Origin of the sequence: Pseudanabaena sp. PCC 7367, from assembly GCF_000317065.1 — a bacterium.
Taxonomy (GTDB): Bacteria; Cyanobacteriota; Cyanobacteriia; order Pseudanabaenales; family Pseudanabaenaceae; genus Thalassoporum; species Thalassoporum mexicanum.
On record NC_019701.1, the window covers coordinates 2,720,953 to 2,735,000 of the forward strand.

Annotated in this window: 11 protein-coding genes; 5 read left to right on the top strand and 6 right to left on the bottom strand. The window is 47.3% G+C overall.

Going from position 1 to position 14,048, the window contains the following annotated elements:
• Positions 1 to 371 precede the first annotated feature (371 nt).
• Entirely contained in the window at positions 372 to 584 is a 213-nt protein-coding gene (locus PSE7367_RS10770; RefSeq protein ID WP_015165376.1) for a hypothetical protein, read from the bottom strand.
• 394 nt (positions 585 to 978) lie between these two features.
• The gene (locus PSE7367_RS10775) at positions 979 to 1,197 is read right to left on the bottom strand and encodes a hypothetical protein (protein ID WP_041698425.1); all 219 of its coding nucleotides are present in this window, start codon (positions 1,195 to 1,197) and stop codon (positions 979 to 981) included.
• Between the two features lie 373 nt (positions 1,198 to 1,570).
• On the opposite strand from PSE7367_RS10775, the gene PSE7367_RS10780 reads away from it, so the two are divergent.
• Both PSE7367_RS10780 and PSE7367_RS10785 read left to right on the top strand, forming a co-directional pair.
• Entirely contained in the window at positions 1,571 to 2,248 is a 678-nt protein-coding gene (locus tag PSE7367_RS10780; protein ID WP_015165378.1) for a DUF1997 domain-containing protein, read from the top strand.
• A gap of 74 nt (positions 2,249 to 2,322) precedes the next feature.
• Complete coding sequence (locus tag PSE7367_RS10785; protein WP_015165379.1) at positions 2,323 to 4,335, top strand: ATP-binding protein; 2,013 nt, start codon at positions 2,323 to 2,325, stop codon at positions 4,333 to 4,335.
• Between the two features lie 223 nt (positions 4,336 to 4,558).
• On the opposite strand, the gene gcvT is transcribed toward PSE7367_RS10785, so the two are convergent.
• Together gcvT and PSE7367_RS10795 are read right to left on the bottom strand one after the other, a co-directional pair.
• Positions 4,559 to 5,653, bottom strand: coding sequence for a glycine cleavage system aminomethyltransferase GcvT (gene gcvT / locus PSE7367_RS10790; RefSeq protein WP_015165380.1), 1,095 nt, complete (start codon positions 5,651 to 5,653; stop codon positions 4,559 to 4,561).
• A gap of 88 nt (positions 5,654 to 5,741) precedes the next feature.
• The gene (locus PSE7367_RS10795; protein WP_015165381.1) at positions 5,742 to 7,121 is read right to left on the bottom strand and encodes a serine/threonine protein kinase; all 1,380 of its coding nucleotides are present in this window, start codon (positions 7,119 to 7,121) and stop codon (positions 5,742 to 5,744) included.
• A 416-nt stretch (positions 7,122 to 7,537) separates the two neighbouring features.
• On the opposite strand from PSE7367_RS10795, the gene PSE7367_RS10800 reads away from it, so the two are divergent.
• On the top strand, positions 7,538 to 8,803 hold the full coding sequence (locus PSE7367_RS10800) for an AI-2E family transporter (RefSeq protein WP_015165382.1): 1,266 nt from the start codon (positions 7,538 to 7,540) through the stop codon (positions 8,801 to 8,803).
• A 106-nt stretch (positions 8,804 to 8,909) separates the two neighbouring features.
• Positions 8,910 to 10,763 (top strand): excinuclease ABC subunit UvrC, encoded by a 1,854-nt coding sequence (gene uvrC / locus PSE7367_RS10805; RefSeq protein WP_015165384.1) that lies wholly within the window; start codon positions 8,910 to 8,912, stop codon positions 10,761 to 10,763.
• Positions 10,764 to 10,974: 211 nt separating this feature from the next.
• Here the strand turns inward: uvrC and PSE7367_RS10810 are convergent, their stop codons facing one another.
• Positions 10,975 to 12,303, bottom strand: a complete 1,329-nt coding sequence (locus PSE7367_RS10810; RefSeq protein WP_015165385.1) for an HhoA/HhoB/HtrA family serine endopeptidase — start codon at positions 12,301 to 12,303, stop codon at positions 10,975 to 10,977.
• A gap of 94 nt (positions 12,304 to 12,397) precedes the next feature.
• Between PSE7367_RS10810 and PSE7367_RS10815 the strand changes: the two genes are divergently transcribed.
• Positions 12,398 to 13,042 carry a MarC family protein gene (locus PSE7367_RS10815; protein ID WP_015165386.1) on the top strand — a complete coding sequence of 215 codons (645 nt, stop codon included), beginning with the start codon at positions 12,398 to 12,400 and terminating at the stop codon, positions 13,040 to 13,042.
• 56 nt (positions 13,043 to 13,098) lie between these two features.
• Here PSE7367_RS10815 and PSE7367_RS10820 read toward each other — a convergent pair whose 3' ends face one another.
• Positions 13,099 to 13,959: a 3'(2'),5'-bisphosphate nucleotidase CysQ family protein gene (locus PSE7367_RS10820; RefSeq protein ID WP_015165387.1), complete on the bottom strand. Its 861-nt coding sequence runs from the start codon at positions 13,957 to 13,959 to the stop codon at positions 13,099 to 13,101.
• Positions 13,960 to 14,048: the final 89 nt, after the last annotated feature.

A 14,048-nucleotide genomic window follows, 5' to 3' on the forward strand; every position in this document is an offset into this window, starting at 1 on the left:
GGTTGGATTAGGGCGATCGCATCAAAATCAGTATGCAAGCATTACCAAAATCAATCCTGTTGGTTGATTAGGATCAAGTAGGATCAAGCGATCGCAGTAAAAACTTTACCCAACCTGGATCTAAATATTTCTACTGAGATCTTAAGATCAAATTGCATAGATTAATCATGGGCAAGATTGTTGTAGAGATTTGCTGGCTTGGCTCCACTCGGATTTAATCTAATCTAAACTCAACAGATCTCTGTCCCCCCTAGCTTATCGTTATTTGATATCCCTGGGAACTCTATTACAACCTTTACAACCTTAGTGCGTTAAGTGCGTTAAGTGCATTAGCGCACAAGAGTTGCCGATCATGACTAGACCCAAAATATTTAAAACATTCTGGCCGAAAGCACCAAGCAAAGCACAACTAACAAGATCGCACTGAGAATCCCACCCAGGTAGGTGAAAAACAAATTTTCTTCCTGATTCAGTTGCTTAGGCGTTTTAGCGATCTCTTCCACACGCCATTGACTTGCGGCAATATAGCCCCCCACAAAGAACAATAAAAACAACAGAAATCCATTGGTAGGGTTCCAGTCCATAACAGGTGTGCCAGCGTCTCAACTTGATAATTCCCGTTCAGGAAGCATCCATTAAAGGCGATCGGCCTGTATTTGTCTAGCGATCGGCAAACTTTTTTTGTTGAATTGCCACGAGTCAGGTTTTTATTCTCAAACACCTAAATAGCTGGTAATTAAGGCGATCGATCGCCATGAAATTGCTTGGATTAGCTTGAGCAAACAAATCTTGGCCTGCTGAGCTTGAATTGACTATATAACCTAGGTTTTGCCACATCAATCTATCCCAAACTGCTAGGAACCATACCCAGGCGCAAAGCGTCCTTCATACCTAATGAATACTAATTATTGAGATGATTGAGAAGTAGGATTAAATTAATTTAAACTACCTAACAAACTACTAACAAACTTATATTGGCTACGATTCAGAACCAGCCAGGATTTCCTCCAGCGCTGCCAGTAGTTCTTGTTCTGATTCATTTAACTGCTTGCCCGTTCTTTTTTTCTGGGAGACAGTGGCGATCGTATTGGCAAAAAAATCAGCTAGCTTAGATTCGATCGCATTTTGTGGTGATGAATCGATCGCCATTTTGCTTTCATTAATATTAATTTGCTTTCTTGATTGTTGATGTTCCATGCTGCTTAATCTCTCTTTCATGCTGGCTCAGTGCCGCTGCGCATATTACAACATTAACCATAGCTATTCTGCTACTTAGTCCACATCCTCCATTCTATTCACCAGATTGGGTGAGAGCTAGATTACCTAATTAACTAGTTCTCAGGCAGGGCTGAGGCTTGTCTAAATAGCCATAGATATATTGAAAGAAATATATCGACCTTGCGTAGTATTTTGCCAAAGCCACTGGGTTGTTAAACTAAGCTACCGAAATAAGCTTTCAAGCTAAGTTACAGATTCCAACCTAATATTAATAACCATCGACCATAACAGCCAAATATAATTACATGTAAGCTTATATAGCTGCTGGCTGTAACCATCTCTGTAATATGTAATGAACATAACCTTCTCTGCCTCTGAAACTACTGTAATCCCTGTACCCAACCAGCCCGTGCCGATCGAGCATTATTTGCGCCAGCCCCAACGCCTGGTCAATGCGGTGGCAGAAAAATCAAACATTCAGTTGCTCAGTAGAGAGATAACCAGAGATACAGGCAGAGATGAACATAATTGCCCCAATTGCCCTGGGCGGGAACTGTTTCGCTTAACAATGCGACCCTTGAAATTCATTCACCTGACGCTGCAACCAACGGTGGATATAGAAGTGTGGTCGCTGCCCAATGGCAAAGTTAACTTGCGTTCGGTGCAAACTGAAATTAAGGGAATCGAATATATCAATAAGCGCTTCACTCTGGATCTAGTCGGTGCGATCGAACCGATCGTTACTAACGCAGCCGGAGCCTATACATCACAAACTCAACTGGAAGGCAGAGTCGATCTCAAAATTCGGGTTGATATGCCACCAATTTTCGGGATTACGCCACCACAAATGCTGGAAATGACTGGTAATGGACTGCTTAAAAGTGTCTTAATGGCAATGAAATATCGGTTGGTCAGGAGGCTGATTCCTGATTATGTGGCCTGGGTAAATCGGCATCAGTCTCATGGTGCGATCGCCACAAACACCAATAATTGCAGTGGTGAATTGCCGTCAACTGCAAAAACTGCCTAATTATTGTTACAAAATCCAATAATTCGCTATACACTATGTGGTCATAGAGCCTTAACCTATCCCATTCTTGCCCTATGACTACTCAGCCACCGCAATTATCAGCCAACCACCCGATCGGTCGTGTTTTTGCCACCGAGAGCAATCCCAATACGCCCGATACATTTAACTTCTGGACGGATCTCAACTCGCCGGTTGGCATTGGTACGATTATTAAGGTGACGGTGAAGCAGCCAAGCGCCCGTAATTTTGGTAACAAGACCGCTGAGCAGTGGGATATCTATGGGATCGTGGTTGAGGCCAAGGGCTACACGGATTTGGCTTCGGCGTTGCATGATTACATTGGTGCCGATCAAGACCCGGAACTAGCCGATCAAGCCCCCACCCTGCGCCCCGAAATTCGTGCCTTCAAAGCAGCAGTATTGCGGATGGAGCCAGAAGAGCCATTGCAACCCGTACCGATCGGGCCGGTTTATCTGGCTGACGACGATGCGGTGTTGACCTCGCTGCGGATGGATGAGTATGTCAACAAAGACAGGGGCATCCCGATCGGCGTGTATGTTAAAGGTGGGATGAACTCACCGATCTATCTCGATCATCAGTTTTTGCTGGGGCCCGAAGCTGCCCATTTGAATATTACTGGTGTGTCTGGATTGGCTACCAAAACCTCGTTGGTGGAGTTTTTACTCAAGAGCATTTTCACCCATTACTATCCCGAAGATGACGATCGCGGTGTAGCGGCGGTTTTCTTTAATGTTAAAGGCCCCGATTTGCTCTATCTCGATCTGCCTCCGGTCGATTCCGGCGTACTCACGGAAGAAGAATTAGCGGTTTACGACAAGCTAGGGATTCCGCCCAAGCCATTTGAAAACGTACAGTATTACGCCCCCTACAAAGCCGATGGCTATAACTTAAATACTCTACGCACCCATCCCGATCTGATGGAGAATGTTTTTCCATTGCAATGGGGCTTAAAGGAAATTTTTGAACATACTGAGGTGTTGCTGAATCGGGATGATGTGGATGCCAAGGCGGATGCGGTGCTTTCGTTGATCGAAGAAAAGGTAGTCCGCAAGCGCGATCCCAACTATACCCTGGGTGTAACCGTAACTGATTTTCATCACCTGGAAACCTGGTTCTCAAGGGTGATCGAAGAGATGGAAATGGAGGGTAAGAAAGAATGGCATAGTCATCATATTGCTACTCTCTATAAGGTGCGCAATCGCCTGATGAACATCACTACCCGCTGCAAGGGCCTGGTTGCCAATAACGATGCGATCAGCGATCTGCCCTGGGGGAATTTCCACAAGAATCATATCTATGTGGTGGATGTGGCCAATCTGGAACCCTTGGCGCAGGATTTGGTATTCACCCGCATTGTCAGCAAAATCCGCGAGCTGCTGGAAAAAAATGCCCTGGGCGTAGAGCGGGTCGTAATCTTTGTGGATGAGTTAAACAAATATGCTGCCGCCGATGGTGGTGATACCTACCTCAAACGCACCTTGCTGGATATTTCCGAGCGAGGGCGATATCTGGGCGAAGTGTTGTTCTCAGCGCAACAGTTCCGATCGCAAGTGCACAAGCGGATCGTCGGTAATTGTGCCACGGGCTTATATGGCCGGATGGACATGGATGAACTGGCCACCCCTGGCTATAGCACCCTCTCGGCAGCGGTCAAAACCAAACTAGCTACCTTACCCAAGGGTGAACTAATGGTGCGGCATCCCCACTTTACCCAACCAGTCTTTTTACGCTTTCCGCGCCCGTCGGTGATGCGGGGACAGGATGGCCGAAATATGTATCCGCCAATCCAGGATATGTCCTTTGAAGAGGCGATGGTGTGGCGATTGCGGCGACTCGATCGCAGTTTGTCTGCACCCAAAATTAAAGCAGCGATCGCTGGGATCAATCCCGATGATGTGTTGGGTCGGGTCAATGAGATCGAACAACAACAGCCCGATGATGTCTTAAAAGAGCTAACCAATAAACTCAAGGGTATGCCCACTCGCAGTAACGGCAATGGACATGGCCTGAAAGTAACGCCCATATTCACCCTGGACGACGATGAGAATCCCTATGATGTTGATTAAACCTAGCTGGGAATTTAATCAAGCAGGTAGGTAAGCAATGACTTAGAACCACTCAGGCAGAAAGTTTTACCAATCCTTTAACTGGTCTTTACTTCGATCGAGTTAAATGATTACAGCTCATAGATAAGACGGTCTTATAGCCCTGAAGCATGTCTTGGTTCTCCCACTAGGAAATCGTGCAGGGCTTTTTTGTTTTTATTGTTTATTACACTTTTATCGCCTGCTAAGGCTTATAGAAAGGTCGATCGACTAATTTTCCCTCAGCCTGCTTGTTGCGAATTTGCACCTGGATTTTTTGGCCAACCTTGGTAAACTCAGTTGGCACATAGCCCAGGGCGATCGCCTTACCCAATGTGGGCGACATCGTACCACTGGTAATAATTCCCACTGTTTTGCCATTGATTAAAATTGGATAGTCATGGCGGGCAATGTTGCGCCCTTCCATCTCGATCGCCACTAGCTTACGGGGCAAACCCTCTTTTAGTTGCGCTTCCAGACGCGATCGGCCAATGAAATCACCTTTCTGATTCATATGCATCAGCCAGCTTAGATCCGCTTCCAGGGGCGTAGTTTCGTCGTTCATGTCCTGGCCATAGAGATGCAAGCCAGCCTCTAAGCGCAAGGTGTCACGGCAGCCAAGCCCACAGGGCACTACCCCCGCCGCTAATAATTCTTGCCAGAGTTGTTTGCCAGTTTCGATGTCGATCAACACTTCAAAGCCATCCTCGCCAGTGTAGCCAGTGCGAGCAATAAACACCTTCTGACCCAAAATCTCGGTGCTGAGATGGCGGAATCGCTTTAGTTTGCTTAAGTCTGCTTCGGCCAAGCTCTGTAACGATTGCTCAGCGGTGGCTCCCTGGATCGCCAACAGGATCTGGGTGGGTGAATTATCGATCAGCTCAACGCTTGAGTTGGTCAATTGCTTTAAGATCCAGGTTTTATCTTTTTCAGTAGTAGAAGCATTGACGATCACTGACCAATGCTCATTACCCAGAGTCAGACTGTGGCAATAAAAAATCACATCATCAATGATCCCACCTGATTCATTTAGCAACACTGTATATTGGGCTCTGCCTGGGACTAGCCTAGCCAGGTTAGAGGGAACCAGCTTTTGCAAGGTTTCTAGAATCCGATCGCCCCGAAACTCAAATTTCCCCATGTGCGACACGTCAAACACCCCAGTTTGCGATCGCACTGCCTGATGTTCAGCAATAATTCCACTGTATTGCACTGGCATTTCCCAACCCCCAAATTCAACCATGCGTGCGCCTGCTGCCAGGTGGAGGTCATATAGGGGGGTACGGTTTAGGTTGGTCATGGGGTTGTCTTTGCTCTTGCTCTAGGATTTATGGCGTGATCTATTTATATCCTATGTGCTGGTGTGTTTTATGACTATTTGAGTATGACTATTTGAGGCCGAGAAATTCTTTTATTTCTTGTTCTAGCCACATGCATTCAGCGCTGGTTAGACCAACGGCAAAGGAGTAGCGATCGATTACGGTATTCAAATAAATTACTGATTTAGGGGCATGGTTGCGATTCAGGGCTAAACCCTGATGCACTGACGTAATTGGCAAATTACTCTGGCTTTTAACTCGCTTGAAGCCAAATAGATGTCTTTTGATTATAAATCCGCCAGTGTCATCGATCATAATTCGCTCGCGGCCAAAGTCAGAGATTATTTTTTCAACCAACCATATGGTGCATCCAATTGCTAAAAAGCCAAATATAGTGAAAAGCAAAGGGAAGAGAATAACAAAAGCATTACCTTTAAAAATTCCAGTAAAGGTAGTTCCAAGTACTACTATGCTGATCAAGCCAGTAACCAGGCATGAAAAAACAAGAGCCAAGAGAGAAAATAGAGTCCCAATCCACTCAAGAGAGGATTTCTTTGGGCCTGGTAGCTTGATAATCAAATTATCCTGATGTTGATGGAGGCGGATTCTGCTATTTGCTGGCTTTTCTACTTTGAAATCATTTCTAACGATCGCCCTACCCGATCGCAACGCCTCGATCGCTGCCCTGGCATTTTCTGGTCGTTTTTTGAGTGATGGCTCCGTGAGTGCTTCAATCCAAGAGCTTAACCTGCGATCGCAACTGGTGCGATCCTTAAACTCGATCCGCATGTCATCCTGGGGTAACTCTGCCGGGGAAATGCCCGTCAGCAAATGGATCAGCGTTGCCCCCAGAGCATATAGATCCGAAGCGGGAACAGCGCGACCCCCAAACTGTTCGATCGGTGCATAGCCATAGGTTCCCACCACCGTAAAGGTTTTACCCTCGGCGGAGGCTTTGTCTTGGACTGCACCAAAGTCCACTAGATAAACTTTTTGATCTGCGCCATAAATAATATTGCTGGGCTTGATGTCCCGATGCAGCACGGTTGGATTGAGTTCATGGAGATAGATCAGGATTTCCAGGATTTCGATCGCAATTTGCTTCACCTCCGCCTCACTGAACTTTTTACCCTGCATGAGCAAATCCTTAAGCGAATCACCAGGGATATAGTCCTGCACCAGGCCAAACCAGAGGGCGCGATCGTCGATCGAAAAATAATCCCGATATTTAGGGATGCAAGGGTGATCGAGCTGTTGCAGCACCTGCGCCTCACGCTCAAATAGCTTCAAATCGTCCCACTGCACATCACCACCAAAGGTGAGCAGTTTGACCACGACTTGTTCTTCAGCTTCAAGATCAAAAGCTAGCCAGGTTTGTCGTCCGGCATTTTGCCCTAGTGGTTGTTCGAGTTGGTAGCGATCTTTCAGGACTTGGGCTGATTGCAACATGATTAAGAACTTTGATCAATTTGATTCTGGATGAATCCAAAGCGTCGGTAATAACGAAATTAAAATTAAACAATCGATATTCTGGCGATCGCTGGTAAAATTTTGCCTACCAGCATCCAAGGATCAGCAAGAACAAAATTCAGATCAGCTAAAGCTTTCGATCGGCGATTAGTATGATCAAAAAGAGACTGACTCAATATGTTCAGTATGTTTAGCCTAACCAAATTATTCCTCGATGTCGGTCGGAATAAGTCGGTAGTTTGTACCTAATTTAATTTATCTACAGGCTCAAGGTCGGGAAAGGTAGGATCTGCTGCTTTTACAATCATGCATTAGTAGCAAATTAACTTTCACCAATGGCATTTAGACTATACTGACAGGCATTAAGCTAGGCATAAAAGACTGGACGATTAACGGTGGGCAACCATAGCAAGCAACAAATTGAACGCTTTGTGCGGCTGGCGATCGTTACGGCCATCAGCATATTTTTACTTTATAAATTGCAACGCACCGTCAGGCTAATGTTGATTAGCTTGTTTTTGGCGGCAGCGATCGCACCATTGGTTGATCAGATGCAAAAATACCGGATTCCGCGCATCTGGGCAGTGGCGATCATCTATGCAGTAATTTTGGTAATGGCGATCCTGACGATCGCGCCCGCGCCCCAGTTGATCAACGAAATGGGGGTATTCTTAACTCGATTGCCGGAACTATTGCAAAAAATTGAAATCCCTAATTTACCGCTGGTTGGCAATGATGCCCAGAGCGTGATTCTGCTGCTAGAGCAACAATTAGCTGAATTGGGCAAAGAACTGGCAGGTCAAACCGTTGATTTCACCTTCCGGCTGGTTAATACCTTGGGGATTGCATTGATGTCTTTGGCGATCGCTGCTTATATGGCGATCAACGCAGAGAGTTTATTTAAGCGAATTTTAGCGCCCTTCCAACCTGAGATTCGCGCCCAGATGTATGAATTGATCCCACCGATCTCCCGCTGTGTCAGTTCCTATGTAATCGGTAAAATTGGTACTTCTGCCCTGCTAGGATTCTGCACTTATTTGGTGCTGAGTTTCCTGGAAATTCAATTTGCCGGATCTCTGGGCTTGCTGTTGGCGGTCTTGAATTTGATTCCTTTCTTTGGCCCCTCGATCGCCCTGGTGGCAATGATGATCGTCTCCTGGAGTGCCGGCATGGGAAAGGTTGCCTTGGTGGTAAGCACTTCGTTTTTGATGCAGCAAACCGAGGCATTTATTTTACAACCCTGGTTGGTGGGGCCCTATCTCAACCTCAACCCGTTTGAGTTGTTGCTGTCTATAATTGTAGGCATAGAGTTGTTTGGTCTGGTTGGCACTCTGATCGCCCCGCCGATCGCTGGGATTAGCCGGATTATATTCGAGCATGTATATCAACACCGCTATTTACAACCGGAGTTAAATAATCCAGGTAATGGCTCGGTGGAGACTGAGGCCGATACCGAACCAGACACTGAACCAGATCCAGGTGCGCATATTGATATCAAGCCTGATATTAAGCCTGACATCAAGCCAAATACTAGCGGCAAGGTTAACCCTGATGTTGGTAGCAATCCTAATGTTCGGCATAATCAATTAAAATCAGCGCGATCGCCTTCTAAGCCTTCCAATCATATGCCTGAGTCTGGTCATGACGATCGCCAGGATTGATGATAACTGGTTCGATCGAGGTGAAATTCCGGCAGTGATTTTAAGAGGGAATCACGAGCCACTATTTGAGCATTCAGGATTAGAAGACCAATAAGGAGAAGCAAGCTTGAGTCTGCTGGAAAACCGCGAAAAACTAGAAACAAGGCTGAAGGAAATCCCCCAGGAGCCAGGGGTCTATTTCATGCGCAATCGTGATGACCAGGTGCTTTACATTGGCAAGTCAAAAAGTTTGCGATCGCGGGTGCGTTCCTATTTCCGCAGCGCTCAGGATCTATCGCCCCGCATTGCGATGATGGTGAAGCTGGTGGCAGAGATCGAGTTTATTGTCACTGACACCGAAGCGGAAGCGCTGGCACTGGAAGCGAATTTAATCAAGCAGTATCAGCCCTATTACAATGTGCTGCTCAAGGACGATAAAAAATATCCCTACATCTGTATTACCTGGTCGGAGCAATATCCGCGCGTATTTGTGACTCGCAAGCGCCGCGCCCGATCGGCCAAAGATCGCTTCTATGGCCCCTATGTGGATTCACGATCGCTCTATCGCACCATTGCTATCATCAAGCGGGCTTTTCCATTGCGGCAACGACCAAAGCCAGTATTTAAGGATCGCCCCTGCCTCAACTATGACATGGGCTTATGTCCGGGCGTATGCCAGGAATTGGTGACCCCGGCGGAATATCGCCAGACCATGCAAAAGGTGGCGATGATTTTCCAGGGTCGGACTGGTGAATTAATTGAAACCCTGACGGGCAAGATGGAGGCCGCCTCCGAGCGACTGGATTTTGAGCGGGCTGCCCATATCCGCGATCAGATCTATACGCTCCAGAATCTCGGTGCTGATCAAAAGGTTTCATTGCCCGATGATACAATCTCGCGCGATGCGATCGCCCTGGCCAGAGACGAGAACCACGCCTGCATTCAACTGTTTCAGATTCGGGCTGGCAGGTTAATTGGCCGATTGGCATTCATCGCCGATAGTAATAGCGATGCACCGGAAATGATTTTGCAACGGGCGCTGGAATCCCACTACCATGCTTGCGAGGATGTGGAAATCCCCAATGAGATCCATACCCAATATGATCTACCGGAAGCAGATGTATTGGCGGCCTGGCTGAGCAATCGCAAACGCAAAAAGGTGCGGATCGCCTCGCCGCAACGCCAGGTCAAGGCTGAATTGGTCGAAATGGTGGAGCGCAATGCTAACTATGAACTGGCCAGAATTAAAAAACAAAGCGATCGTAACTTGCAAAGTTTGGAAGGCTTGACCGAAATCCTGGGGCTGGGCGATTTACCCCACCGGATCGAGGGTTATGATATTTCGCACATTCAGGGTTCCGATGCGGTGGCCAGCCAGGTGGTTTTTATTGATGGTATTCCGGCCAAGCAGCATTATCGTCACTATCGGATTAAAAATCCGGCGGTGCGATCGGGGCGTTCCGATGATTTTGCCAGTTTGGCGGAAGTGATCGCGCGGCGGTTTCATCCCAGTAAATCTAAAGATGATTATCCTGACCTGGTGATGATCGATGGCGGCAAGGGGCAACTCTCTGCCGTAATGACTGTATTAACCAAACTGGGGCTGGTCAACGAATTGAATGTGGTGAGCTTGGCCAAGAAACGCGAGGAAATCTTTCAGCCGGAGCAAACCAAGCCGATCGATGTTGATCCAGAGCATCCCGGCGTGCAATTACTCAGACGACTAAGGGATGAGGCACACCGCTTCGCGGTTTCGTTCCATCGCCAAAAACGTAGCCAACGGATGCAGCAATCGCACCTGGATCATATTCCTGGCCTGGGGCATCATCGCCAGAAACAATTACTGGAGAAATTTCACTCGGTGGAATATATCCGTCAGGCCAGCACCGCCCAGATCGCCGAAACTCCCGGCATTGGTGGCAAATTAGCACAGGAGATCTATGATCATTTTCATCCCTATGGCCAGAGTGAGTCTAATTAATTTAGCTAAGAGTGATCGCTAAAATCTTGTTTGTGGGTAACACGAGGGCATTAATTCTGCCAGCCGATCAGCATATAGCAAGTGAAAGGACACATAGGACATTACATGCTAATAGCTTTGCCCACAGAATCATCAATGGCATGTGTATTATCCTAACCAAATCTTCAAACGCCATAGCCTTATTGCTTGACGTGAGTTATTAGAATTAGAGTTAGCGTAGGTTAGCGGTTTGCAATTCTTGCGGTTTAACCGTCAGAGTAAGATTACTGCTGCCACGCTTGACCACAATTCGCAAAGGCTGATTAACCCGGCTATTCTCTACTAGCTTCTGTACCTGCCCTGTATTAGTAACTTTTTGCCCCTTAATCCTGGTGATCACGTCGCCCAGCTTCAGGCCAGCGATCGCCGCCGGACTATCCCGCATTACCCGCGTCACAAACACTCCCTCTGTACCCGGTTCGATTCTGGGGGCATTGGGATCGCGCTCCAGGTCAGCAATCAGATCAGGCGTAACTGTCACCATACTAACGCCAATGTAGGGATGGGAAATAGTTTTACCCTGAGCCAGCTTAGTTTCGATCGCCACCGCCTTATCGATCGGAATCGCAAACCCGATCCCCTGTGCATCGGGACGAATTGCCGTATTGATACCAATTACTTCGCCATTTTGATTGAGCAACGGGCCACCGGAATTACCAGGATTGATCGCCGCATCGGTTTGAATAAAATCTATACGCTTGTCGGCAATCCCCACCTGATTACTGGGGCGGCTCAGGGTGCTAATAATACCCAGGGTGACAGTATTATCCAGGCCAAGGGGATTACCCAGCGCGATCGCCCAATCGCCTACTTGCAAATTCTCCGCCGAGCCGATCGGCGCAACCGGCAAATCAGTGCCATCAATTTTGACTACGGCAATATCAGTCACCACATCCAAGCCTAATACTTTGCCCCTGAAAGTGCGGCCATCGCGCAGCTTCACTTCCACGTCGTCGGCTCCATCGATCACATGGGCATTAGTCAGGATCGTGCCATCGGGCTTGATCACAATCCCAGAGCCCTGGCCATGCTGCCGAAATTCTCGCGGCATTTGCGGTCGCTCTGGGAAGAAATCTTTGCCAAAAAAACGCCGAAAAAGGGGATCATCGGAAAATATATCTGGAGCCTGAGTAGCGATCGTGCGCTCTGTATCGATCCTTACCACTGCTGGGCCGACTTTCTTAACCGCCGCTGTGACAAAATTCTCGCGGTTATTGCTGGCGATCGGTTCTGGAATGAGTTGCGATCGGGCAGTTAAACCCAATGCATTATTTAAGACTCGATCGGTTGCATGATTAGTCTGGATTGGCACATTCACATACAACGAAAATGGCAAATCCAGCACAATCGTCACAACGATCGCCACGCTTACTAATGTCACGATGCTGTAGACAAAGACTTGGCGCAACCAGTTAATAACCAAACTAAAATTGGGCTTAGAGTTGGCTTGATCTTGATCTTTTTGCTCAGATTGTTCAGGATTTTGGTTTAGGAATGACATTGCTAATCCTCCCCAAATTATTTTCCAATATTGATTTTAGCGATATTGTTGAGGCTACTTCTAGTTTAATCGAACTTAGGATCGCTAAATCCTTATGTTACAGCCCCTGCTTAACCATGCGATCGGTACAATGATCGCCCTGATTCCGATCGCCAACCCCATTGGCGCGATCCCTATTTTTTATACCCTCACCACCGACTACCAAAATTTTGAACGGGGCAAGCAGGCCAGATCTACGGCGATCAATGTGGCTGGGATTCTGGTGGCATTTTTTCTGGCAGGTAAATTTATTTTGCAGTTTTTTGGTATTTCCCTGGGGGTGCTGCAAATAGCAGGTGGATTAATTGTGGCGCATACTGCCTGGGAGATGGTAACTACCAAGCAACGCTTAAAAGAGCATGAACATCAAGAAGCACTTGAAAAGGAAGATATTTCCTTTACGCCAATGGCAATGCCGATGATCAGTGGGCCTGGTGCGATCGGTGTGGTGATTGGCCTATCAGAACGGGCTAAGGGTTGGCAGGAAATTTCTGGCAGTATGGCCGGATTAGTTTTATTTGGTTTAGTAACTTACTTGCTGCTGGCGCTGGGGCAACCATTGATTAAAGCATTGGGCAAAAATGGCCTGGGAGCCCTGAATCGAGTGATGGGATTTTTTGTACTGGCGATCGCAGTGCAATTGGTCACCAATGGCGTATTGGCGATTGTCAAAGAAGCTGCACCTAAGCTATTACATTAGTCTCAGCAAAGAGGATGCTTTTTTGGGGTGTTTCCACTAATTTTTCGATTCTATTGTCAGAATTGGAGATCTAGGCTTCGGTTTAACTTTTGGCGAAATGTGTCCATATGTTCTGCCCAACCCACCAGAATCACCTGGTTATGCACCAGACTGCCTGGATTGAGATGCTCAGAGGCAAAGCCGATCGCCTGGCCATCGAGATCGCAACAGACCAAACCCGCCGCCATCGCCATTGCCAATGGCCCGACTGTATCCCACAGCTTCACCCGTCGATTTAAATAAATATACAAACAAGCCTTACCCAGCAACACATCAGCCACCTTCAAGCCAAAGCTACCCAGGTTATAAAACTCCGCCGTGGGGATCGCCTGCAGCACTGCATTACCATAACGGCGTTTATCTTTATGGCTAATAATTATCTTGCAAAACTGCGCCTCTGGAGTCCGTAAATCCAGCTTAATTGGTTCTGCATCACCATCCTGGACATAGACCCCACCGATCGCCTTACCGCCAAAAAATAAGCGATCGCTCTCTGGGGCATAGACCCAACCCATGACTGGCAAGCCATGCTCCATCAACCCCACCATCACCGCATAATGCCGATCGCCCCGTACAAAATCGTTGGTGCCATCGATCGGGTCAATGAACCAGCAGCGTGAATTGTTGGCCTGCTGTTCCTGCTGTTGCCAGATCTGATATGAATCAGCATTCTCTTCGGTAATGATGCAATCATGGGGGAACCAATCACTAAAGCTGGCAGACAAGAGGCGATCGAGTTCGAGATCGATACTGGTGACATAATCACCGGGTTCTTTTTCGGAAATTTCAAACTTTTCCTGGCGCAGTTGTTTAGCTTTTTGGCCGGCTTGCCGAACTAATTGCTGCACTTGCTGATATTCGTGATATTCGTAGCGCATGATCGATCGCTGGGATGGGTTGTTTTTTGCGATGGCTAAACTATACGGGTAATACAATCAGCGATCGTGGTGGTTATGTCAATCGATCT

Bases quoted from the DNA above. Each gene is read 5' to 3' on its own strand.
- PSE7367_RS10785 (WP_015165379.1), top strand. From the start codon at position 2,323: ATGACTACTCAGCCACCGCAATTATCAGCCAACCACCCGATCGGTCGT.
- PSE7367_RS10820 (WP_015165387.1), bottom strand. From the start codon at position 13,959: ATGCGCTACGAATATCACGAATATCAGCAAGTGCAGCAATTAGTTCGG.
- PSE7367_RS10795 (WP_015165381.1), bottom strand. From the start codon at position 7,121: ATGTTGCAATCAGCCCAAGTCCTGAAAGATCGCTACCAACTCGAACAA.
- gcvT (WP_015165380.1), bottom strand. From the start codon at position 5,653: ATGACCAACCTAAACCGTACCCCCCTATATGACCTCCACCTGGCAGCA.
- PSE7367_RS10780 (WP_015165378.1), top strand. From the start codon at position 1,571: ATGAACATAACCTTCTCTGCCTCTGAAACTACTGTAATCCCTGTACCC.
- PSE7367_RS10770 (WP_015165376.1), bottom strand. From the start codon at position 584: ATGGACTGGAACCCTACCAATGGATTTCTGTTGTTTTTATTGTTCTTT.
- PSE7367_RS10810 (WP_015165385.1), bottom strand. From the start codon at position 12,303: ATGTCATTCCTAAACCAAAATCCTGAACAATCTGAGCAAAAAGATCAA.
- PSE7367_RS10775 (WP_041698425.1), bottom strand. From the start codon at position 1,197: ATGGAACATCAACAATCAAGAAAGCAAATTAATATTAATGAAAGCAAA.
- PSE7367_RS10815 (WP_015165386.1), top strand. From the start codon at position 12,398: ATGTTACAGCCCCTGCTTAACCATGCGATCGGTACAATGATCGCCCTG.